Here is a 21189-nt window from a genome sequence, read left to right as displayed (position 1 = left end):
CCCCGATGGGTTTCAATCTTTCCGAATGGGCGTTGCGTAATCGCCAGATCGTACTGTTCCTGATGATCCTACTGGCGGTCGTCGGTACATTGTCCTACTCCAAGCTGGGCCAAAGCGAGGACCCGCCGTTCACCTTCAAGGCCATGGTGATCAAGACCAACTGGCCCGGTGCAACCGCCCAGGAAGTCTCGCGGCAAGTCACCGAGCGCATCGAGAAGAAGCTCATGGAGACGGGTGAGTACGAACGCATCGTCTCCTTCTCGCGCCCCGGTGAATCCCAGGTCACCTTCATAGCCCGCGATTCCATGCATTCGGCGCAGATCCCCGAGCTGTGGTACCAGGTGCGCAAAAAGATCAGCGACATCCGCCAGACCTTGCCGCCGGATATCCAGGGGCCTTTTTTCAACGACGAATTTGGCACCACCTTCGGCAATATCTATGCGCTGACCGGCGATGGTTTTGACTACGCGGTGCTCAAGGACTACGCCGACCGTATCCAGATTCAACTGCAGCGGGTGGCGGACGTGGGCAAGGTCGAGTTGCTCGGCCTGCAGGACGAAAAAATCTGGATCGAACTGTCCAACCTCAAGCTCGCCACCCTCGGTCTACCCCTGGCAGCGGTGCAACAGGCGTTGCAGGAGCAGAACGCAGTCTCGACCGCAGGCTTCTTTGAAACGCCGAGCGAGCGCGTGCAACTGCGGGTGTCGGGCAACTTCAAGAGCGTGGAAGAGATCCGCAGCTTCCCCATTCGCGTGGGCGACCGCACCTTCCGCATTGGCGATGTAGCCGACATTCACCGCGGCTTCAACGACCCACCGGCACCGCGCATGCGCTACATGGGTGAAGACGCGATCGGCCTGGCCGTCGCCATGCGCGACGGTGGCGACATCCTGGTATTGGGCAAAGCCCTGGAAGGCGAATTCGCACGCCTGCAAAAGAACCTTCCGGCCGGCATGGAGTTGCGCAAGGTGTCGGACCAACCGGCGGCGGTGAAAACCAGCGTCGGCGAATTCGTGCAGGTGCTGGCCGAAGCGCTGGCCATCGTATTGCTGGTGAGTTTCTTCTCCCTCGGCGTGCGCACCGGCATGGTGGTGGCCCTGGCGATTCCGCTGGTGCTGGCGATGACGTTTGCCACCATGTACTACCTTGGCATCGGCTTGCACAAGATTTCCCTGGGGGCACTGGTGTTGGCGTTGGGTTTGTTGGTGGATGACGCGATCATCGCCGTGGAAATGATGGCGATCAAGATGGAGCAGGGTTACGACCGGCTCAAGGCCGCCAGCTTTGCCTGGACCAGTACCGCGTTCCCGATGCTCACCGGCACATTGATCACCGCCGCTGGCTTCTTGCCGATTGCCACCGCGCAGTCGAGCACGGGCGAGTACACGCGTTCGATCTTCCAGGTGGTGACCATCGCGTTGCTGGCCTCGTGGGTCGCCGCCGTGGTGTTCGTGCCCTACCTGGGGGAAAAACTCCTGCCGGACCTGGCGAAGATGCATGCCGCCAAGCACGGCAGCGATGGCCCGGATCCCTACGGCACACCGTTCTACCAACGTGTGCGGCGTTTGGTGGAGTGGTGCGTGCGGCGACGCAAAACCGTGATCGTCTTGACCCTGCTGCTGTTCGTTGGCTCGGTTGCGCTGTTCCGTTTTGTGCCGCAACAGTTCTTCCCCGCCTCGGGCCGTCTCGAACTGATGGTCGACTTGAAGCTGGCTGAAGGCGCCTCCCTGAGCAACACCGCCGACCAGGTCAAGCGCCTGGAGGCGTTGCTCAAGGATCACGCGGGCATCGACAACTACGTGGCCTACGTCGGCACCGGTTCGCCGCGTTTCTACCTGCCGCTGGATCAACAACTGCCGGCCACCAGCTTCGCCCAGTTTGTGGTGTTGGCTAAAACCATCGAGGAACGCGAAAGCCTGCGCACCTGGCTGATCGAAACCCTCAACGAGCAATTCCCCGACCTGCGTTCACGGGTCACCCGCTTGGAAAACGGCCCGCCTGTGGGCTACCCGGTGCAGTTTCGCGTGACTGGCGAACACATCGAGGAAGTCCGCGCGCTCGCGCGCAAAGTGGCGGCCAAGGTTCGCGAGAATACCCACGTGGTCAACGTGCACCTGGACTGGGAAGAGCCGAGCAAGATCGTCTACCTCAATATCGACCAGGACCGCGCCCGTGCCCTCGGCGTGAGTACGGCCAACCTGTCGAAATTCCTCCAGAGTTCGTTGACCGGTTCCAGCGTGAGCCAGTATCGGGAGGACAACGAGTTGATCGAAATCCTCCTGCGCGGCACCGTGCGTGAGCGCACCGAACTGTCATTGCTGCCAAGCCTGGCGGTGCCGACGGACAACGGCAAAAGCGTGGCGCTGTCGCAGATCGCCACCCTTGAATACGGCTTCGAGGAAGGCGTCATCTGGCACCGCAACCGTCTGCCAACAGTGACCATCCGCGCGGATATCTACGGCAAGGAGCAACCGGCGACGCTGGTCCAGCAGATTCTGCCGACCCTCGAGGGCGTGCGTGCCGAGCTCCCGGATGGCTACCTGCTGGATGTCGGCGGCACGGTCGAGGACTCTGCCCGTGGCCAAAACTCGGTGAAGGCCGGCGTACCCTTGTTTATCGTGGTGGTGCTGACCCTGCTGATGCTGCAACTGCGCAGCTTCTCGCGCACTGCCATGGTGTTTCTGACGGCCCCGTTGGGGTTGATCGGCGTGACGCTGTTCTTGCTGGTGTTCCGCCAGCCTTTCGGCTTCGTGGCCATGCTGGGAACCATCGCGCTGTCCGGGATGATCATGCGTAACTCAGTGATCCTCGTGGACCAGATCGAACAGGACATCAAGGCGGGCCTGGCGCCCTGGCAGGCGATTATTGAAGCCACCGTCCGACGTTTCCGCCCAATTGTGCTGACAGCCCTGGCGGCCGTACTGGCGATGATCCCGCTGTCACGCAGCGTGTTCTTCGGGCCGATGGCCGTGGCGATCATGGGCGGGTTGATCGTGGCGACGGCGTTGACGCTGTTGTTCCTGCCGGCACTTTATGCTGCGTGGTTCCGGGTGAAAAAGGACGTCGCATAATCACGCAGGCTCCCGGCCAGACCAACACGTCAAGGCGTTGATCTGGCCGGCTTTTTCGGCCGTGCACGGGGTCGGCCAGCGTCCGATTCACATGCCGATGCAACCTCCATCGATGCAGGTGGAACGTTCCCTACGTTTACTCCACTCACAAAAGCGTGCTGGAAAGGCGCGCAGGCTCGGACTTTGCCAGTGGGCAAACGAGCCTATTTTTCTGTGGGTTAAGGGAGTGTTCTATGTCGATTTTTACCGCCATTGCTAATTTCAAGATTGCGTTCCTGGAGGCCCTGATAGGCAACCATTCATCTAAACCAGGCTATGAGCAAGCCAAGCCGCAGCGGCCGGGTTATGGCAACTGCCAGCACCCGCACCGTCCTCATACAAGCCGCCCGGGGTACCCCTATGCTCAACCGGCCAAGCCGATCGACAGCACACCACACCCACACAGGATCACCGGGCATCACGCGTCCGGCAGGCCAGTGTTTTCATTGAGTCGTTAAGCGCGTGAGAGCGCTGCGCCCAGGCCAGTGACAAGCGACTGGGCGCAATCGAGGGGAGGGGTTACAGCGCGCCAAACACCTTCTTCGCCAGGCTGGTGGCCGCCGCTGCCGGGTTTTCGCGAATGGTTTCTTCCTGCTTGGCAATCATCTTGAACAACCCGTCCAGCGCCTGCTCGGTCACGTAGTTTTCGACGTTGGCGCTCTTGGCGTCCACTGCGCCAAACGCCGCGGCCTTGCCGGCCAAGGCGTTGTATTGCTGGGCCACACCCACCTTGTCGGTGGCGGCCTTGACGATCGGCAGGAACTTGGCGCGGATTTGTTCACGGCTGCTTTTGTTCAGGTACTGGGTGGCGGAATCCTGGCCTCCGCTGAGGATGCCCTTGGCGTCAGTCACGCTCATGTTTTTCACGGCGTTGACCAGGATCGGCTGGGCCTGGGTGACGGCGGTTTCGGCAGCCTTGTTCATGCTGGTTTCCAGCTGCGTGACCTGGTCACCCATGCCGAACATTTTCAGCTTGTCAGCGACTTTGCCCAGCTTGCCTGGCAGGCCGATCTTCACTTCCGGGTTGTTACTGAAACCACCGGGTACGCCCAGTTGCTTCACGGCGATCTGCGCGCCTTGGGTCAGGGCATCCTTGAGGCCGCCGCTGGCGTCACCCTGGGACAGGCTGCTCAAGTCCAGGGCCATGGCGTTGGCACCGAGCAACAGGCCGGCGCACAGGGCAGTAAAGCGAAGGGAGTTACGGAGCATGGGCGCTTCCTTTTGATAGGGCTTAGGTTCTAGAGGCTGTTCAATGAGCCACAGCATCAACGCGCAGGCGCAGAGGTTGTGGGTCCTCGCCATTGAGCTGCACAGCGTGCCGTTCGGTAGTGATAAACAGTAGCTTGCCATCCAGTTCGATGCGAGCACTCACCGAATAGCTGTGGCCGGGTTTGACCTGCGACGGGTCATAGCTCAGGTGGAAGGGCAGCGGCACCTGGCCTTTGACCGGGCCTTTCTGCTCGGCGAGTGTCACGGCGGGTGCATCCGCCAGGGACACGTCTTGCAGGCTGACACTCAAGGTCGCGCTTGGCGGCAGGGCGATGCGTTGCAGGTAGAACACTTCGCCGTCGAGACTGGCCTTGGGCGTGGGACTCATGCTTTGGCAGGCTCCGAGCAGGGCGGTGAGGCCCAGGAGGATGATCTTTTTCATGGTACAGCTCCTTTTCAACGGCGCCGGCATCCAACCGGCGCCTGCTTAAATCTAGCGGTTTTCTTCAGGTTCGACAGGCGCTTCACCCGCGCCATCGACACGATGCAGGGCCACCTGGCGTATCGACAGGCGAATATCGGCTGGCAATACGCGCTTGGCGGCGCCTTCGGCCAACTCGCCGAGCAAGTCGTGATAACTCAACTTGCCAGCTTCGTCGCGGCGCAGCACATCTTGCTCCAGCAAGGTCTGGATGAAATGTCGGAAAAGGCTCTTATCGAAGAACTCCGGGGCGTTGAGGCCATGCAGGATCGACAGGCGCTGGGCCATGATCGTGCAGAGGTCTTCCAGTTCTTCGGCACTGATGCTGTTCTGGCCGCTGTTGAGCAGCAGCGAGATCGCCATGTAGAAGCGTTGCAGGGTCTGGGCGATGCTCTTGGACAGCAGCGTCAGCAACACAAAGTGCCGTGAACTCGGTGCCGGGCGCAGGTAAACGTTATTCTCGAAACGCAGCAGGCCTTGTTCGACAAAGGCTTCCAGCCATTGGTCGATCACGGCGTCCAGCTCTTCCAGGGACCAGCGGATAAACAACTCCGATTGCAGGTACGGGTACAGCGCGTGGGTGTAGCGCAGGATCTGATCGCGGCTCATCCGCGAACTGCTCTGGAAGAAACTGGCCAGCAGCGCCGGCAGTGCGAAGATGTGCAGCACGTTGTTGCGGTAGTAGGTCATCAGGACGGCGTTCTGCTCATCCAGGTACAGAATCTTACCCAGGGCATCGCTCTGTTCCGACAGCAGGTCCATGTCCTTGACGTGTTGGATCAGCGCCAGGCCATCGCCTTCGGGCAAGGTGGTGTGGGGCGAGTAGGGCACGCGGCGCAGCAGCGCCAGGTACAGGTCCAGTTGGCGCGCCATGGCCTGTTCGTCGAGGGCCAGGCGTGTGGTGGACAGCAGGGCCAGGGCCACCAGGTTGACCGGGTTTACTGCGGCGGCTTCGTTCAAGTGGCGCGCCACCTGTTCGCCGAGGCGGTTGGTGGTTTCGTTGAGCCAGGCCGGTTTGTAGTTCGGGGCCAATTCCTGGGCACGCCAGTCCGGTTGCTCGGCGTCGAGGAATTCGGCCAGTTTGATCGGCTCGCCAAAGTTGACCGCGACCTGGCCAAAGCGTTGCTTGAGCGCGCCAACCACTTTGAAGATATCGAAGATCGACTCTTTCTTCTTGCTCGCGCCGCGCAACTCACCGAGGTAGGTGCGGCCTTCGAGCACGCGCTCGTAGCCGATGTACACCGGCACGAACACGATCGGCATGCGTGAGGAGCGCAGGAAACTGCGCAGGGTAATCGCCAGCATCCCGGTTTTCGGCTGCAGCATGCGCCCGGTGCGTGAGCGCCCGCCTTCGACGAAGTACTCCACCGGGAAGCCTTTGGTGAACAGGGTGTGCAGGTATTCGTTGAACACCGAGGTGTACAACGGGTTGCCCTTGAAGGTGCGTCGCATGAAAAACGCACCGCCACGGCGCAGCAGGCTGCCGATCACCGGCATGTTCAGGTTGATCCCTGCAGCGATGTGCGGCGGGGTCAGGCCATTCTTGAACAGCAGGTAGGACAGCAGCAGGTAATCGATATGGCTGCGGTGGCACGGCACGTAGATCACCTCGTAGCCCTGGGCAACCTGTTGCACACCTTCGATGTTATTGACCTTGATACCGTCGTAGATCTTGTTCCAGAACCAGCTCAGCACCACTTCGAGGAAGCGAATCGCCGTGTAGGTGTAGTCCGAGGCGATCTCGTTTCCGTAGCGCAGGGCCTGGGCCTTGGCTTTCTCCGGGCTGATCTTTTCCCGTTCGGCTTCCTCGGCGATGGCTTGGCGCACCAATGGCATGTTGACCAACCCCTTCACCAGGTTGCGGCGGTGGGACAGGTCGGGGCCGATCACGGCGGTCTTCAGGTTACGAAAGTGCACACGCAAGATGCGCTGGGCCATGCGCACCGTACGTTCGTGCCCTTTATTGTGCTCGATCAATTCACGCAGGTTGATTGGCGCAGAGAATTGCACGCGGGTCTTGCGCCCCAGGATCAGGATGCTCAACAACCGACGCAGACGGCCGGTGACGGCCCAGCTGTCGGCAAACAGCAGCTTCCACGGGCTGGACTCGCTCTCGGGCGACTGCCCCCAGAACACGCTGACCGGAATGATTTGTGCATCCTCTTGCACGTGCTCGCTGAGGGTGTCGACCAGGCGAGTCAGGGTCGGCGGCGCGCCGCGCTTGTCCTGGCGGCCGAGCCAGTCCGGTTCTGGTGTGAGGTAGAAGAACGCCGCGGGCTCCATCAACGGGCCAACCGCCACCGGCAGCACCGGGCGCGGCAGGCCGGCCTTGGTGCACTCGGCATCGACCACGGCCAATTCGGTGAGGGAGGGCGATTGCAGGACGTAGAACACCGGCCGGCTGCGGTCCAGGTTAAGGGTTAAGGACGACTGGTTGATCGTCTCCGAGCGAACCCAGAGGTACAACAGTCGGCGCAAGGTGCCAAACACTAGACGGCGAAACGGAGAGCGGGTCATAGGCGTGCTGCTTCAAGTGGAAAAAACCGAGCAGATGCTCGGGCGGGTAGTGTGCCGTATTCGCCGAAAATCGGCAAAAAAGCAGCGAAGTAAACTTGAGTTGAACGTTTTTGAGCCTGTCTTATACTCGGCAGTTCAATGCGAGCGACTCAACAATAAAAAGCATGTGGGAGTAAAACAGATGGCAACGCGCGAAACCGGCAATGTGAAGTGGTTCAACGATGCAAAGGGCTATGGGTTTATTCAACGCGAAGACGGCAAGGATGTGTTTGTGCACTACCGCGCCATTCGTGGTGAAGGCCACCGCTCCCTGGCCGAGGGCCAGCAGGTGGAATACGCCGTGGTGACCGGCGAAAAGGGGCTGCAGGCGGAGGATGTGGTCGGTCTTTGAGCTAGAGTTACGTAACGCCGCTGAACCCATGTGGGAGCGGGCGAGCCCGCTCCCACATTTGATTAGGGCCACCGTTTGAATTCAGGCCGTTTTCCAGGTGATCTGCTCTTCACCGTCCGCGCTGATGCGGACCCAGGTGTCAGCGCTTTCCTCACCTTCTTCCTCAACCCACGTCCCCGGTGCGCAACGCACTTCGACGTTCAGCGCGGCAAACGCGGCGCGGGCGCAGGCGATGTCGTCGTCCCATGGGGTCTGGTCGCTTTCCAGGTACAGGCTGTTCCATTTGCCTACGGCTTTGGGTAGCCACGTGACGGGCACGTTGCCGGCCTTGCACTTGTAGGTCTGGCCTTTCTGGACCCAGTCGGTGCACGGGCCCAGGGCGGCGCCCAGCCAGGCGGCGATGGCCTTGTAGTCGACGTCGGCGTCCTTCAGGTAAATCTCGATATCAGGTTGGCGCATGGATGTTCCTCGTTGCGGGATTCGAAAATCCATTCGCGGATACTTAAAAGTCGGTTATTGAAGCACGAAATAATCGTAGCGCATTGACACCGTGACCTGCAGCGGCTCGGCGGCCCCGATCACCTCGGCGCGGCGCTCGGCACTGGCGCGCCAGCCGTGAGGCGTCATTGCCAACAGGTTGGCGCGGTCGTGGGGCTCGGCCAGGCTCAGGGTGAACGCCAGGGTTTCGCTGTGCGCCAAACTCATGCCGTCCGGTACCAGGGCCAGATGCTTGTCGTCGGTGTACTCGCGCACTTCGTCGTACAGGCGTTCGCGCAGTTCCATCAAGTGGCCGGCGGTGGGGCCGACTTTCATCAGGCCGCCGCCAGGGCTGAGCAGGCGCTTGGCCTCTTCCCAGTCCAATGGGCTGAAAACGCTGGCGAGAAACTGACAGCTGCCTGACGCCAACGGCACACGGGCCATGCTCGCGATCAACCAGGTCAGCGCCGGGTTACGCTTGCATGCGCGCTTGACGGCTTCCTTGGAAATATCCAGGGCATAGCCATCGGCATTGGGCAGGGCCTCGGCGATCTGCGCGGTGTAGTAACCCTCGCCACAACCGATGTCCACCCAGCGCTGCGGCGCGCGTTCGGCGGCAAGTTCCGCCAGGCGCCTGGCCACCGGAGCGTAGTGCCCGGCGTTGAGAAAGTCACGACGCGCCTCGACCATGGCCAGGTTGTCGCCTGGGTCGCGGCTGTTCTTGTGCTGCACCGGCAACAGGTTCAGGTAACCCTGGCGTGCACGGTCGAAACGATGCCCGGCCGGGCACGCCACGCCATTGTCCACCGCGTTCAGCGGTGCGCTGCAAATGGGGCAGGCCAGCATCAGGCGAGCAACTTGATCAGGGTCTGGTAGTAGATTTCGGTCAATACATCGAGGTCGCTGGCCAGGATGCGCTCGTTGACCTGGTGAATCGTCGCGTTGACCGGGCCCAACTCGACCACTTGGGTGCCGAGGGTCGCGATGAAGCGGCCATCGGAGGTGCCACCGCTGGTGGATGCCTGGGTTTCACGCCCGGTGATCGCCTTGATGCTCGCCGATACCGCATCCAGCAGTGCGCCGGGCTCGGTCAGGAACGGCAAGCCTGACAGCGCCCATTCCACGTGCCAGTCCAGGCCATGCTTGTCGAGAATCTCGGCAACCCGCTGTTGCAGGCCTTCGACGGTAGATTCGGTAGAGAAACGGAAGTTGAACACCGCCGTCAGGTCACCCGGGATCACGTTGGTCGCGCCAGTGCCAGCATTGAGGTTGGAGATCTGGAAGCTGGTCGGTGGGAAGAACGTGTTGCCGTCATCCCAATGCTCGGCGGCCAGTTCCGCGAGGGCGGGTGCGGCCAGGTGGATCGGGTTCTTCGCCAGGTGCGGGTAGGCCACGTGGCCTTGCACGCCGCGTACAGTCAGGGTGGCACCGAGGGAGCCACGGCGGCCGTTCTTGACCACGTCGCCCACCAGCGTGGTGCTCGACGGTTCGCCGACGATGCACCAGTCCAGGCGCTCCTTGCGTGCGGCCAGGCGCTCGATCACGGCCTTGGTGCCATGGTGCGCCGGGCCTTCCTCATCGCTGGTGATCAAGAAGGCGACCGAGCCCTTATGGTCCGGGTAGTCGGCGACGAAACGCTCCGACGCCACCAGCATGGCGGCCAGGCTGCCTTTCATATCTGCCGCGCCACGCCCGCAGAGCATGCCGTTGTCGTCGATCAGCGCGTCGAACGGGTCGTTCTGCCAGGCTTGCACCGGGCCAGTCGGCACCACGTCGGTGTGGCCAGCAAAGCACAGCACCGGGCCATCGTGCTTGCCATGGGTGGCCCAGAAGTTGTCCACCTCTTCGATGCGCATCGGCTCGAGCGCAAAACCGGCGTCGCCCAGGCGCTGCATCATCAGCTTCTGGCAATCGGCGTCGACCGGCGTCACTGAGGGGCGACGGATCAGGTCGATAGCGAGTTGAAGGGTCGGCGAAAGGTCGGCGTGGGCCGTCATGGGAAAACTCCGGGAGGCATGTCGTGGGCGCGGGACGAATGTGGACGTGAAACGGCGCAGAACCTTTGTGGGGGCTGGCTTGCCTGCGATGCAGACGCCGCGGCCTGGCAGGTACACCGCGGCGATGCTATCGCAGGCAAGCCAGCTCCCACAAAGAGCAGGGCCTGCGCCAAGTCTCATAAAACGGCCGTTATCTTATAGCAAAACGGCGGCCAGAGGCCGCCGTTTAGTGCTTTGCGCAAGTTTTTACTCAACCGTTGGCGGCTCAACCTTCGGCGCCGGTTTCGGCAGCGACGATAGGAACGCCATGACCAGAGCGGCCACATACGGCAGCGACTGCACCAGCAGCATCACCACCCAGAAGCGAATGTCATTGCTTGGCAGGCCCTGCACCAGGTAGATCCCCAGCGCCGCGCCCCACAACAGCAGCATGATGAACATTTCTTCGCGGGCTTCGGAAATGGCTACCCAGAAACCATGGTTATCCGCGTTTTTTGGTGTACGAAAGAACGGAATACTGGTGGTGAAGAAGCCATACAACACCGCCTTGGCGATCGTGTGGGACAACGCCAGGCCGGCCAGGGCGGCACAGAACGCATCCTTGAGGTTCACACCCACCGCACGGCGGTACAGGAAGATGATCTTGCCGACCTTGAACACGAACAGCGCCAACGGCGGGATCGCGAAAATCAGCAACGGCGGATCGACCCGCGTCGGCACGATGATCATCGCCGCCGACCACAACAGGGCGCCAACGGTGAAGAAGATGTTCATGCCATCCGCCACCCACGGCAACCAGCCCGCGAGGAAATGGTAGCGCTGGCCACGGGTCAGCTCGGTGTCCTTGCCGCGCAGCAGGCTGGCGGTGTGGCGCTTGATGATCTGGATCGCCCCGTAGGCCCAGCGGAAACGCTGTTTCTTGAAGTCGATGAAGGTGTCCGGCATCAGGCCCTTGCCGTAGCTGTCGTGGTAATACGCCGCTGACAGGCCTTTCTCGAACACACGTAGGCCCAGTTCGGCGTCTTCGCAGATGCACCAGTCGGCCCAGCCCAGTTCTTCGAGCACCGAGCGACGGGTCATGGTCATGGTGCCGTGCTGGATGATCGCGTCACGGTCGTTGCGGGTAACCATGCCGATATGGAAGAAACCCTTGTATTCCGCGTAGCAGAGCTTCTTGAAGGTGCTTTCGTTCTGGTCGCGGTAATCCTGCGGCGACTGCACCACGGCGATTTTCGGGTCGGCGAAGTGCGGCACCATGTGTTTGAGCCAGTTTGGCGACACGCAGTAGTCGGAGTCGATCACTGCGATCACTTCCGCATCCTTGGCGGTGTGCGGGATCAGGTAGTTCAGCGCGCCGCCCTTGAAGCCAGCCAGGGGCGCGACATGGAAGAACTTGAAGCGCGGGCCGAGGGTTTCGCAGTAGTCGCGTACCGGCTCCCACACGGCCGGGTCCTTGGTGTTGTTGTCGATGATCAGGACTTCGTAGTCCGGGTAGTCGAGGGCCGCCAGGGCGTCGAGGGTCTGTTTGACCATCTCCGGCGGCTCGTTGTAGCACGGCACGTGGATCGATACTTTCGGGCGGTAGTCCGAATCCCCCACAACCGGCAGGAATTCACGCCGGCGCTTGTGGGTCCATACCGCTTCGGCCAGTTCGTGGGCCTCGGTCAGCAGCACGATAAACACGCCCAGGGCGCCGAGGGCCAGGAGGATGCCCACGGTGACACTGAACCAGGTGCTGTATTGCTGGCTGTAGTCGTAACCGATCCACACCAGCACCGAACCGCACAGGAACGCGATGAAGGTCAGGAAGGTCCGGCCACGCTGGCGCAGGGCCGAGCCGTCGATCATCAATAGGGTCAGCGACAGCAGCGCGAGCACCACCGAACCAATGGCCAGTACGCGCCATTGCGGGATCGCCACCACCGGCCCGTCAAAGTTGAACTTCTGCTGGCGCGCGGCGTTGTACACGCCCCAGTAGGCGCCGGCAGAGCCTTCGTCGCTGACTTTCCACGGCTGATCGAACGCTTCGATCACGAAGTAGTTGAAACCCTGGCGGTTCAGCTTGTTGACCAGTGTACGCAGGTAGATCGCCTGGTCTGCCGGGGACGTTTCATTGCCACCGCGCATGCGTCCGTTGCTCGGCCAGCCAACCTCCGAGAGCAACAGCGGTTTTTTCGGGAACATCTTCTTCAGGTCCCGGGCGCGGTCGAGTACGTACTGGCCGGCCTTGTCCATCGGGATGTATTCCCAGAACGGCAGGATGTGCGCGGCGATCAGGTCGACGTGATTGGCCAGTTTCGGGTTCTTTTCCCAGATGTGCCATTGCTCGGACGTGGTCACCGGCACTTTCACGGCAGCGCGCACTCGGTCGAGCAACACAATCAGTGCTTCAGGGGTGATTTCTTCACGGAACAGGGCTTCGTTGCCGACCACCACCCGCACCACACTGCGCGAGCTGTTGGCGATTTCGATGGCGCGCTGGATTTCGCGCTCGTTGCGTTCCAGGTCCGGGCTGATCCAGATCCCAAGGGTCACGCGCAGGCCGAATTCTTCCGCCAGCTTGGGGATGTCACCCAGGGTGCCGTCGACCGAGTAGGTACGGATGTTGTCCGTCAGCTTGCTCATGATCTCGAGGTCGCGACGCATCTGGTCGTCGGTCGGGTACTGGTCTTTCTGCGGGTACTGGCCTTGCTGGAACGGCGAGTAGGAAAACCCGGAGATCTGCTCAGGCCAGTTGGGAGTGGTGACGGGGCGGTTGATCAACGCCCAGAAACCGGTGAACAGCGCGGCGATTGCCAGCACGATCACCAGGTTGAGTCCAAATTTACGCGATGCCATGGCTATTTCGGGTTCCAAAGGGTGTGGAACGAAAAGAGGTGTCGGCCTACGCCGAACGGCGCGCATCCTACACCGGCCTTTCCCTGACCGTACAGCGAGCAGAGCAAAACCGGACATTAGTCAGCGAAAGGCCATCTAAGTTCTTTACTTGTAGCTTGTCGCTTCGAACTTGTCGCTGCGTAGTCCATAATGCGCGCCGGTTTTTGGGGTAATGGTCATGAGTACAGAAGATCCGCGGTTTGCAGGCGTTGCCCGCTTGTATGGCATTGAAGGCCTGGAACGCTTGAAAGCGGCCCATGTGGCGATCGTCGGCGTCGGCGGCGTGGGCTCGTGGGCGGCGGAAGCCATGGCCCGTTGCGGAGTGGGCGAGATTTCTCTGTTTGACCTGGACGACGTCTGCGTCAGCAACAGCAACCGCCAGTTGCACGCGCTGGACAGCACCGTGGGCAAGCCCAAGGTCGAAGTGATGGCAGAGCGCCTGCGCGGCATCAACCCGGATTGCACGGTGCATGCGGTGGCGGATTTCGTGACCCGCGATACTATGGCCGAGTACATCACGCCTAGCATCGACTGCGTGATTGACTGCATTGATGCGGTCAACGCCAAGGCTGCACTGATTGCCTGGTGCAAGCGCCGCAAGATCCAGATCATCACCACCGGCGGTGCCGGCGGCCAGATCGACCCGACGCTGATCCAGGTGTGTGACTTGAACCGCACCTTCAATGACCCGCTGGCCTCGAAAGTGCGTTCCACCTTGCGTCGGGATTACGGCTTCTCCCGCACCGTGAACCGCCACTACAGCGTGCCCTGTGTGTTTTCCACCGAGCAACTGCGCTATCCCAAGCCGGACGGCAGCATCTGTTTGCAGAAGAGTTTTGTCGGCGATGGCGTGAAGCTGGATTGCGCGGGCGGGTTCGGCGCGGTGATGATGGTCACGGCCACGTTTGGCATGGTCGCGGCAACCAAGGCGGTGGATAAGATTGTCGCCGGAGTGCGTAGGCCGTCGGAGCGGGTCAAGCCCACCTAGATCTCACTGCCCTACAGCCATCTAAAGTGGGGGAACAGGCAAGCCAGCTGCCCCATCAGTTTTGTGTATGGGTCAGCGTTTGCATACGCTGCAGCACAGCGTTCAGGCCATTGCTGCGCGAGGGTGACAGCTGCCGGGACAGCCCCAGCTGTGCAAACCAGTCTGGCAAGTCGACAGCCTGCAACTCGGCGGCCGACAACCCATTGACCCGCGCCAGGAGCAGCGCCACCAACCCACGAATCATCCGCGCATCGCTGCTCGCAGCGAACTGCCAGTGGCCGTCCTCCAAACGGCCTACCAGCCACACCAGGCTTTCGCAGCCCTGCACCAGGTTGGCGTCGACTTTATGCTCATCCGCCAGTGGCGGCAGCCGCTCGCCCCATTGCATCAGCATCCGCGCGCGTTGTTCCCAGCTGCCGACAGCCTGGAAGGCTTCAAGCGCGGCAACCGCATCCACTGGCAGGCTCATCGCAGCATATCCAGCGCCTGGTCCAGCGCGTCAAAGAAGCGCTCCAGGTCATCAGAGTCGTTATACAGCGCCAGGGACACGCGAATCGCTCCCGGCAGGTGCATTGCCTTGAGCAGCGGCATCGCGCAATGGTGTCCTGCGCGCACAGCAATGCCTTGCTCGGTGAGCAGGTGCGCAAGATCCGCGTTGTGCACGCCCTCCACCACGAAGCTGACCAGCGCTACCTGCGGTGACCCCAGCACGCGCACGCCATTGCGCGCGTTGAGCCCTCGCAACAGATAGTCATGCAGCGCCGCTTCGTGGGCGACAACCGCCTGCTGATCCAGCGAGCTCAGGTAATCCAGGCTGGCGCCGAGGCCGATCACGCCGGCAATCGGTGGAGTGCCCGCCTCGAAACCCAGTGGCGCCGGGCGAAAGCTGGCGCTGTGGTAGTCGGCCTGTTGCACCATCTCGCCGCCAAACTGCCAGTGGCGCAAGTGGTGCAGGGCTTCGTTGCGGCCAAACAGCACGCCGACGCCGTCCGGGCCGTAGAGTTTGTGACTGGAAAATACATAGAAGTCGCAGCCCAGGGCCTGCACGTCATGGCGACCGTGGACGATGCCTTGGGCGCCATCGACCACGCTCAGGGCGCCGTGTGGCCGGGCCAGTGCGAGCAGGGCCTCCAGCGGCTGCCAGGCGCCCAGCACGTTGGACAGCTGGCTCACCGCCAGCAGGCGTGTGCGCGGGCCGATCAGCTCGGCGGCCGCGTGCAGGTCGATCACGCCGTCAGCGTCCAGGGGCAGCACCACGAGCGTGGCGGCGCGACGTTTGGCCAGTTGCTGCCAGGGCAGCAGGTTAGCGTGGTGTTCCAGGGCGCTGATGACAATCTCATCGCCCGCATTGAATAGGTGCTCAAGGCCGTAGGCCAGGAGGTTCAGCGCAGAAGTCGCGCCGTGGGTAAATACGATCTGCCCGCTGTCGCCTGCATTCAACCACTGCGCGACCTTGCTGCGACTGTCTTCGAACGCCTGGGTCGCATGGGCACCTGGCAAGTGCTGGGCACGGTGCACATTGGCTGCGCCATTGGCGTAGTAATGGCTGATCGCATCCAACAGGGCCTGGGGTTTTTGCGTGGTGGCGGCGTTGTCCAGGTAAGTCTGGTCTTGCCGTTGCAGGGTGGCGATGGCCGGGAAGTCGGCGCGCCAGGGGGAGGGCACTAGCATGGTGTTCAAGACTCGTATAAGCGAGCCCCAAGGTTGGAGCCCGCTAGTGGCATCGAGTGGCTGCTTAGTTGTGAGCGTGCAGCGCTTCGTTCAGTTCGATGGCCGATTTGTGGGTTTTGCACTCCACGGCACCGGTCTCGGAATTGCGGCGGAACAGCAGGTCCGGCTGGCCGGCCAGTTCACGTGCCTTGACCACTTTGACCAGTTGGTTCTGCTCGTCCAGCAGCGCGACCTTGGTGCCGGCGGTGACGTACAGGCCCGACTCCACGGTGTTGCGGTCGCCCAACGGGATACCGATACCGGCGTTGGCACCGATCAGGCAGCCTTCGCCCACCTTGATCACGATGTTGCCACCGCCCGACAGGGTGCCCATGGTGGAGCAACCGCCGCCCAGGTCCGAGCCCTTGCCGACGAATACGCCCGCCGACACGCGGCCTTCGATCATGCCCGGGCCTTCGGTACCGGCGTTGAAGTTGACGAAACCTTCGTGCATCACGGTGGTGCCTTCGCCCACGTAGGCACCCAGGCGCAGACGCGCGGCGTCAGCGATACGCACGCCGCTCGGCACTACGTAGTCAGTCATTTTCGGGAACTTGTCCACCGAGAACACTTCCAGCAGCTCGCCACGCAGGCGGGCTTCCAGCTGGCGCTCGGCCAGTTCGGCGATGTCGATCGCGCCTTGGCTGGTCCAGGCCACGTTCGGCAGCTGCGGGAACACACCGGCCAGGCTCAGGCCGTGTGGCTTGACCAGGCGATGGGACAGCAGGTGCAGCTTGAGGTAGGCCTCGGGCGTGGAGGTCAGTGCGGCGTCTTCGGCCAGCACGGTGGCGACCAAGGGGTTGTGGCTTTCAGCCAGGCGGCTCAGCAGCGCGGCTTGGGCGGTATCGACACCTTTGAGTGCGTCAGCCAGTTGCAGGGCCTGGGTGACGGTGAAGGTGATCGCCTGGTTGCCTTCGGTGTACCCGAGGATCGGTGCGATGGCGGCAACGATTTCAGCCGATGGGTTGAGCAAGGGTTGTGCGTAAAACACTTCCAGCCAAGCACCTTGGCGGTTCTGAGTGCCGACGCCGAAGCCCAGGCTGAACAGGGAATGGGACATGCTGTTACCTCTACAAAAATGGAAAGGGCTGGCCTACTTGAGGGCCGCCGAATAACTATCTGGCTTGAAGCCAATCAGGGTTCTGTCACCGAGATCAAGCACCGGGCGCTTGATCATCGAGGGTTGTGCGAGCATCAAATCAATGGCTTTCGACTGATCGAGATCGGCTTTGCGTTCGTCTTCGAGTTTGCGAAAGGTGGTGCCCGCACGGTTCAAAACCACCTGCCAACCGTGCTCGTTGCACCATTGGGTCAAGTGTTCGCGGTCGATACCGGCCGTTTTGTAGTCGTGGAACTCATAGCTGACGCCGTGCTCATCGAGCCAAGTGCGCGCCTTTTTCATGGTGTCGCAGGCTTTGATACCGAAAAGGTGCAACGTTTTGCTTGAAGCGGTCAAGGAATTGCCCCCCTTTGGACCAAGTAGAAACGAAAGATCACCGATTATGCCATGACCAGCGGCTTTGAGTGCCGCTCGTCACGCCAGCCCATGACGCAGTGCGACTTTTGTGCAAAAGCCACCGCGCAGCATAGGCGGCTAATATGGCACTTCAACGGCGAGTTGTTGCCTGATGTGTGTCGTTGCAAGTCGATCGTCCGGGAAACCCGCTTTATGCAAACCGCCTACACCGTTCTTATCCTGCTGATGCTGGTCAGCGTTTCGCGTCTTGTCGGGCGTGTGATTCCCCTGCCGTTACCTTTGGTGCAGATTGCCGCCGGCGCCTTGCTGGCCTGGCCCACGCTGGGGCTGCACGTGGCGCTGGACCCTGAGCTGTTCCTGTTTCTGTTCCTGCCGCCGTTGCTGTTCTCCGATGGCTGGCGCATGCCCAAACGTGAGTTGTGGCGCCTGCGCGGGCCGATCCTGACCCTCGCCGTGGGGTTGGTGCTGTTCACCGTGGTCGGTGCGGGTTACTTCATCCATTGGCTATTGCCCACGATTCCGTTGCCGGTAGCCTTCGCGCTGGCGGCCGTATTGTCACCGACGGATGCCGTGGCGGTGTCAGCCATTTCCCAGAACCGCCTGCCGACGCCGCTGATGCATATGCTCCAAGGCGAGGCGTTGATGAATGATGCTTCGGGCCTGGTGACCTTTAAGTTTGCCCTGGCGGCGGCGCTGACCGGGGTGTTTTCCCTGGCCGACGCGAGCCTCACTTTTGTCCTGGTAGCCGTCGGCGGGCTGGCGGTCGGCGTCGCGCTGAGCTGGTTGGTCGGCCGCCTCCGCGCCTGGATGATTGCGCGGGGCTGGGACGATCCGGCCACTCACGTGGTGTTCATGTTGCTGCTGCCGTTTGCGGCCTATGTGCTGGCCGAGCGCCTGGGTGCATCGGGCATTCTGTCGGCGGTGGCGGCGGGCATGATGCAAAGCTGGCTCGACCTGCTGCCGCGCCAGACCAGCACGCGCTTGCTCAACCGCAGCGTCTGGTCACTGCTGGAGTTTGCCTTCAACGGTTTGATCTTTTTGCTGTTGGGCCTGCAACTGCCGGACATCATCAAGGCCGTGGTCAGTCACGAGCCAACCCTGTGGCCGACATTGTTCTATCGCTGCCTCGACGTGGTCGCGATCTTCCTGGTGCTGGTGGTGTTGCGCTTTATCTGGGTGCAAAGCATCTGGCGACTGTCAGGCCTGCTGCGCAGGATTCGTGGCAAAAGCGAGCTCACACTGGTGCCTACCGCCCGTTCCTGCTGGTTGCTGACTGTCGGCGGTGTACGCGGTGCCGTGACGCTGGCGGGTGTGATGTCGGTGCCTTTGTTGCTGGCGCCGGGCAAGGATTTTCCCGAGCGCGACCTGCTGATCTTCATCGCCGCCGGCGTGATCCTGCTGTCGCTGATCGCCGCCTGTATCGCGTTGCCGCTGCTGTTGCGCGGCATCGAGAAGAGCCCGGATGAAAAGCGCCACAACGAGGTGCGCGATGCCTGGAAAAAAACCGCCGTGGCCGCGATCCATGCCCTGGAGGCCGAAGAGCCCGCTGAAGCCGAAACCCTCGACGCTGCCCAGGCGGCACTGGCCACTGAGCTCAAGGCCCGGCTGATGTCCGAATACCGCCATCAATTGGACGTGTTCAACGACTCGGCCGACGCCCAGGCGCTGGCACACCGGATGGATCAACTGGAGCGCAAATTGCGCCTCAAGGCACTGCGGGCCCAGCGACTGGAACTGTACAGCCTCAGCCGTCATCACCAGATTGGCGATGACGTGCTGCGCGAAGTCTTGGCCGACCTCGACATGAGCGAGGCCAATCTGGGGTTGCAGAAGTAGGGCAGCCGTCTTCTGCAGGCCGGTGTTCATGAGGCGGGGCGTGGGTAGGCGTTTTTCGCCCAGGCGATATCGCCCTCACTGATCGCCCAGCTCTCCGATTGAGCCCAGTTTCCCTGGGTCAATCTCGGGTCGATTTCATAGTGCATGACGGAGTCTGAGTCGTAGGGTTGATAGTCGTAGGCCGTGTTGCGGGGCAACGGGAGCAGGTCGGCATTGGCTTGTGCCTGGCTCACGCCATTGCGCCGATAGACTGCGTGCACCTTGGGCACGTTCCATGGGATGTCGGCGTCGGGATGCTGGTGGGCATGCAGGGCACCCAGCATGTGCCCGAATTCATGCAGGACAATGTACTCGAACCTCGGATCGGTATGGTCCAGGGGCAATGACATGGTCGGAGTGCTTTCGGGCATGCTCAGTGCACCCGTGCCAACGGCAGACTGGGGGCGTTGGTTGTTCGCTGCGATTCTGACGTCGCCTTCCTCTCCCGAGACAAACTCAAATTTCAGATTGATATGGGGTAGCCACTGACAGGCGGCTTTTTTGACTGCCAGCACATAGGGGTCGTTGACATCGAACTCGTACAGGGCAATTTTGAGGGTGCTGTTTTGCGGCCAGTATCTGCCGCGGTCGCCGACATTGCGTCGGTGCCTTGAGTGTGCAGCGCTCGAGGGGGCGTTCGTGTGCCCATCGTGTTTGTGCGGCAGGTGATGGAACTGGGGAGCAACGACGGCGGCAACGTTCATAAGGTTTCTCCTGCAGGGATCAATAAAAGTCGCTGATCCCTGATTGGTACGAAACCGCTGGAACGTTCAATCGTTGACTACGCGCCCTGGCGTGTCAGGCAAGGGCGCGCACAAACCGTTTCAATCAGCGGTTGCGGGTCATGAATGCGCGAATGCGCTCAGCCGCTTCCACACACTCTGCCAGCGGCGCAACCAACGCCATGCGTACACGCCCGGCACCTGGGTTGAAGCCGTCCACTTCGCGGGACAGGTAGGAGCCCGGCACCACGGTCACGTGTTCTTCCACGAACAAGTCCCGGCAGAACGCCGCATCGTCGCCGTTCACCTTTGGCCACAGGTAGAAACCGCCGTCCGGGCTTTGCACTTCCATCACCGGCTTGAGGATCGCCAGTACGGCGTCGAATTTTTCCCGGTACAGGTCACGGTTGGCCTGCACGTGGGCTTCATCCTGCCAGGCTGCAATGCTGGCTAGCTGAGTTTGCACCGGCATCGCGCAGCCGTGGTAGGTGCGGTAGAGCAGGAAGGCCTTGAGGATGTCGGCGTCGCCGGCCACGAACCCGGAGCGCAGGCCCGGCAGGTTGGAGCGCTTGGACAGGCTGTGGAACACCACGCAGCGCTTGAAGTCCTGCCGGCCCAGTTCGACGCAGGCGCTCAGCAGGCCTGGCGGCGGGGTTTGCTCGTCGAAGTACAGTTCGCTGTAGCACTCGTCGGCGGCGATCACGAAGTCGTATTCGTCGGCCAGGGCGATGAGTTTTTTCAGGGTGTCGACCGGGATCAGCGCGCCGGTCGGGTTGCCGGGGGAGCACAGGAACAGGATCTGGCAGCGTTTCCAGATGTCTGGCGTCACGGCGTCAAAGTCCGGGTTGAAGCCATTGGTGTCCAGGCACGGCAGGTAGTGCGGCTTGGCTCCGGCCAGGAACGCTGCGCCTTCGTAGATCTGGTAGAACGGGTTAGGGCTCACTACCAGCGCGTCGTCACCGCGGTTGACCACCGTCTGGGTGAAGGCGAACAGCGCTTCACGGGTGCCGTTGACCGGCAGGATGTTGCGTGCCGGGTCAAGCCAGCCCTTGGGTACGTTGAAGCGCCGCTCACACCAGGCGCCGATGGCCTCGCGCAGGGCCGGGATGCCCAGTGTGGTCGGATACACCGCCATTTGGTCGAGGTTGTTGCTCAGCGCTTCGGCGACGAATGTCGGCGATTTGTGCTTCGGCTCGCCAATGGACAGTGCGATCGGGCGCTTGTCAGGGTTCGGCGTGACGCTGCCCAACAGGGCGCGCAATTTCTCGAACGGGTAGGGCTGCAACTGGTTCAGGGCGTTGTTCATCAGGGCCTCGATCAGAATGAGGACGGCTTTTTGTAGTCGCCAGGTTGCCTGC

Annotated in this window: 18 protein-coding genes; 5 read left to right on the top strand and 13 right to left on the bottom strand. The window is 61.8% G+C overall.

Annotated features, from left to right (window positions below; all coding sequences use genetic code 11):
* Positions 1 to 5: 5 nt before the first annotated feature.
* Both CQ002_RS04095 and CQ002_RS28100 read left to right on the top strand, forming a co-directional pair.
* Positions 6 to 3071, top strand: a complete 3066-nt coding sequence (locus tag CQ002_RS04095; protein ID WP_034109128.1) for an efflux RND transporter permease subunit — start codon at positions 6 to 8, stop codon at positions 3069 to 3071.
* Positions 3072 to 3304: 233 nt separating this feature from the next.
* Positions 3305 to 3568 carry a hypothetical protein gene (locus CQ002_RS28100; RefSeq protein WP_146117451.1) on the top strand — a complete coding sequence of 88 codons (264 nt, stop codon included), beginning with the start codon at positions 3305 to 3307 and terminating at the stop codon, positions 3566 to 3568.
* 61 nt (positions 3569 to 3629) lie between these two features.
* On the opposite strand, the gene CQ002_RS04090 is transcribed toward CQ002_RS28100, so the two are convergent.
* The 3 genes from CQ002_RS04090 to plsB are packed head-to-tail and all read right to left on the bottom strand — an operon-like array spanning position 3630 to position 7317.
* Positions 3630 to 4319: a DUF4197 domain-containing protein gene (locus CQ002_RS04090; RefSeq protein WP_010212601.1), complete on the bottom strand. Its 690-nt coding sequence runs from the start codon at positions 4317 to 4319 to the stop codon at positions 3630 to 3632.
* Positions 4320 to 4359: 40 nt separating this feature from the next.
* Positions 4360 to 4761, bottom strand: coding sequence for a YbaY family lipoprotein (locus tag CQ002_RS04085; RefSeq protein WP_034109126.1), 402 nt, complete (start codon positions 4759 to 4761; stop codon positions 4360 to 4362).
* A gap of 51 nt (positions 4762 to 4812) precedes the next feature.
* Positions 4813 to 7317: a glycerol-3-phosphate 1-O-acyltransferase PlsB gene (gene plsB, locus CQ002_RS04080; RefSeq protein WP_105161741.1), complete on the bottom strand. Its 2505-nt coding sequence runs from the start codon at positions 7315 to 7317 to the stop codon at positions 4813 to 4815.
* Positions 7318 to 7498: 181 nt separating this feature from the next.
* On the opposite strand from plsB, the gene CQ002_RS04075 reads away from it, so the two are divergent.
* Positions 7499 to 7708, top strand: a complete 210-nt coding sequence (locus CQ002_RS04075; RefSeq protein ID WP_003219353.1) for a cold-shock protein — start codon at positions 7499 to 7501, stop codon at positions 7706 to 7708.
* Positions 7709 to 7789: 81 nt separating this feature from the next.
* Here CQ002_RS04075 and CQ002_RS04070 read toward each other — a convergent pair whose 3' ends face one another.
* The 4 genes from CQ002_RS04070 to CQ002_RS04055 form a co-directional block, all read right to left on the bottom strand.
* Positions 7790 to 8167, bottom strand: a complete 378-nt coding sequence (locus tag CQ002_RS04070) for a hypothetical protein (protein WP_034109122.1) — start codon at positions 8165 to 8167, stop codon at positions 7790 to 7792.
* Between the two features lie 54 nt (positions 8168 to 8221).
* Positions 8222 to 9031 carry a putative RNA methyltransferase gene (locus tag CQ002_RS04065; RefSeq protein WP_098465897.1) on the bottom strand — a complete coding sequence of 270 codons (810 nt, stop codon included), beginning with the start codon at positions 9029 to 9031 and terminating at the stop codon, positions 8222 to 8224.
* Entirely contained in the window at positions 9031 to 10182 is a 1152-nt protein-coding gene (dapE, locus tag CQ002_RS04060; RefSeq protein WP_034109119.1) for a succinyl-diaminopimelate desuccinylase, read from the bottom strand. Before dapE ends, CQ002_RS04065 begins: the two co-directional genes overlap by 1 nt.
* Before the next feature lie 246 nt (positions 10183 to 10428).
* The gene (locus tag CQ002_RS04055; RefSeq protein ID WP_105161742.1) at positions 10429 to 13020 is read right to left on the bottom strand and encodes a glycosyltransferase; all 2592 of its coding nucleotides are present in this window, start codon (positions 13018 to 13020) and stop codon (positions 10429 to 10431) included.
* Positions 13021 to 13237: 217 nt separating this feature from the next.
* On the opposite strand from CQ002_RS04055, the gene tcdA reads away from it, so the two are divergent.
* Positions 13238 to 14047 carry a tRNA cyclic N6-threonylcarbamoyladenosine(37) synthase TcdA gene (tcdA, locus tag CQ002_RS04050; RefSeq protein WP_371919439.1) on the top strand — a complete coding sequence of 270 codons (810 nt, stop codon included), beginning with the start codon at positions 13238 to 13240 and terminating at the stop codon, positions 14045 to 14047.
* Between the two features lie 55 nt (positions 14048 to 14102).
* Here the strand turns inward: tcdA and CQ002_RS04045 are convergent, their stop codons facing one another.
* The 4 genes from CQ002_RS04045 to CQ002_RS04030 all read right to left on the bottom strand — a co-directional run bounded on the left by CQ002_RS04045 (position 14103) and on the right by CQ002_RS04030 (position 17159).
* Positions 14103 to 14516, bottom strand: coding sequence for a SufE family protein (locus tag CQ002_RS04045; RefSeq protein WP_098465898.1), 414 nt, complete (start codon positions 14514 to 14516; stop codon positions 14103 to 14105).
* Positions 14513 to 15718, bottom strand: a complete 1206-nt coding sequence (locus CQ002_RS04040; RefSeq protein WP_034109113.1) for an aminotransferase class V-fold PLP-dependent enzyme — start codon at positions 15716 to 15718, stop codon at positions 14513 to 14515. Before CQ002_RS04040 ends, CQ002_RS04045 begins: the two co-directional genes overlap by 4 nt.
* A gap of 64 nt (positions 15719 to 15782) precedes the next feature.
* Positions 15783 to 16817 carry a 2,3,4,5-tetrahydropyridine-2,6-dicarboxylate N-succinyltransferase gene (dapD, locus tag CQ002_RS04035; protein ID WP_034109111.1) on the bottom strand — a complete coding sequence of 345 codons (1035 nt, stop codon included), beginning with the start codon at positions 16815 to 16817 and terminating at the stop codon, positions 15783 to 15785.
* A gap of 33 nt (positions 16818 to 16850) precedes the next feature.
* Positions 16851 to 17159, bottom strand: a complete 309-nt coding sequence (locus tag CQ002_RS04030; RefSeq protein WP_234010469.1) for an arsenate reductase — start codon at positions 17157 to 17159, stop codon at positions 16851 to 16853.
* Positions 17160 to 17426: 267 nt separating this feature from the next.
* On the opposite strand from CQ002_RS04030, the gene CQ002_RS04025 reads away from it, so the two are divergent.
* Entirely contained in the window at positions 17427 to 19070 is a 1644-nt protein-coding gene (locus CQ002_RS04025) for a Na+/H+ antiporter (protein WP_098465899.1), read from the top strand.
* A 26-nt stretch (positions 19071 to 19096) separates the two neighbouring features.
* On the opposite strand, the gene CQ002_RS04020 is transcribed toward CQ002_RS04025, so the two are convergent.
* Together CQ002_RS04020 and dapC are read right to left on the bottom strand one after the other, a co-directional pair.
* Positions 19097 to 19813 carry a M12 family metallopeptidase gene (locus tag CQ002_RS04020; RefSeq protein WP_105161744.1) on the bottom strand — a complete coding sequence of 239 codons (717 nt, stop codon included), beginning with the start codon at positions 19811 to 19813 and terminating at the stop codon, positions 19097 to 19099.
* Between the two features lie 124 nt (positions 19814 to 19937).
* Positions 19938 to 21137: a succinyldiaminopimelate transaminase gene (dapC, locus tag CQ002_RS04015; protein WP_034109106.1), complete on the bottom strand. Its 1200-nt coding sequence runs from the start codon at positions 21135 to 21137 to the stop codon at positions 19938 to 19940.
* Positions 21138 to 21189: the final 52 nt, after the last annotated feature.

This window comes from Pseudomonas sp. MYb13 (genome assembly GCF_002980075.1).
Classification (GTDB): domain Bacteria; phylum Pseudomonadota; class Gammaproteobacteria; order Pseudomonadales; family Pseudomonadaceae; genus Aquipseudomonas; species Aquipseudomonas lurida.
The sequence above is the reverse complement of the archived record's forward strand: the minus strand, read 5'-3'. Positions and strand labels throughout refer to the sequence as shown.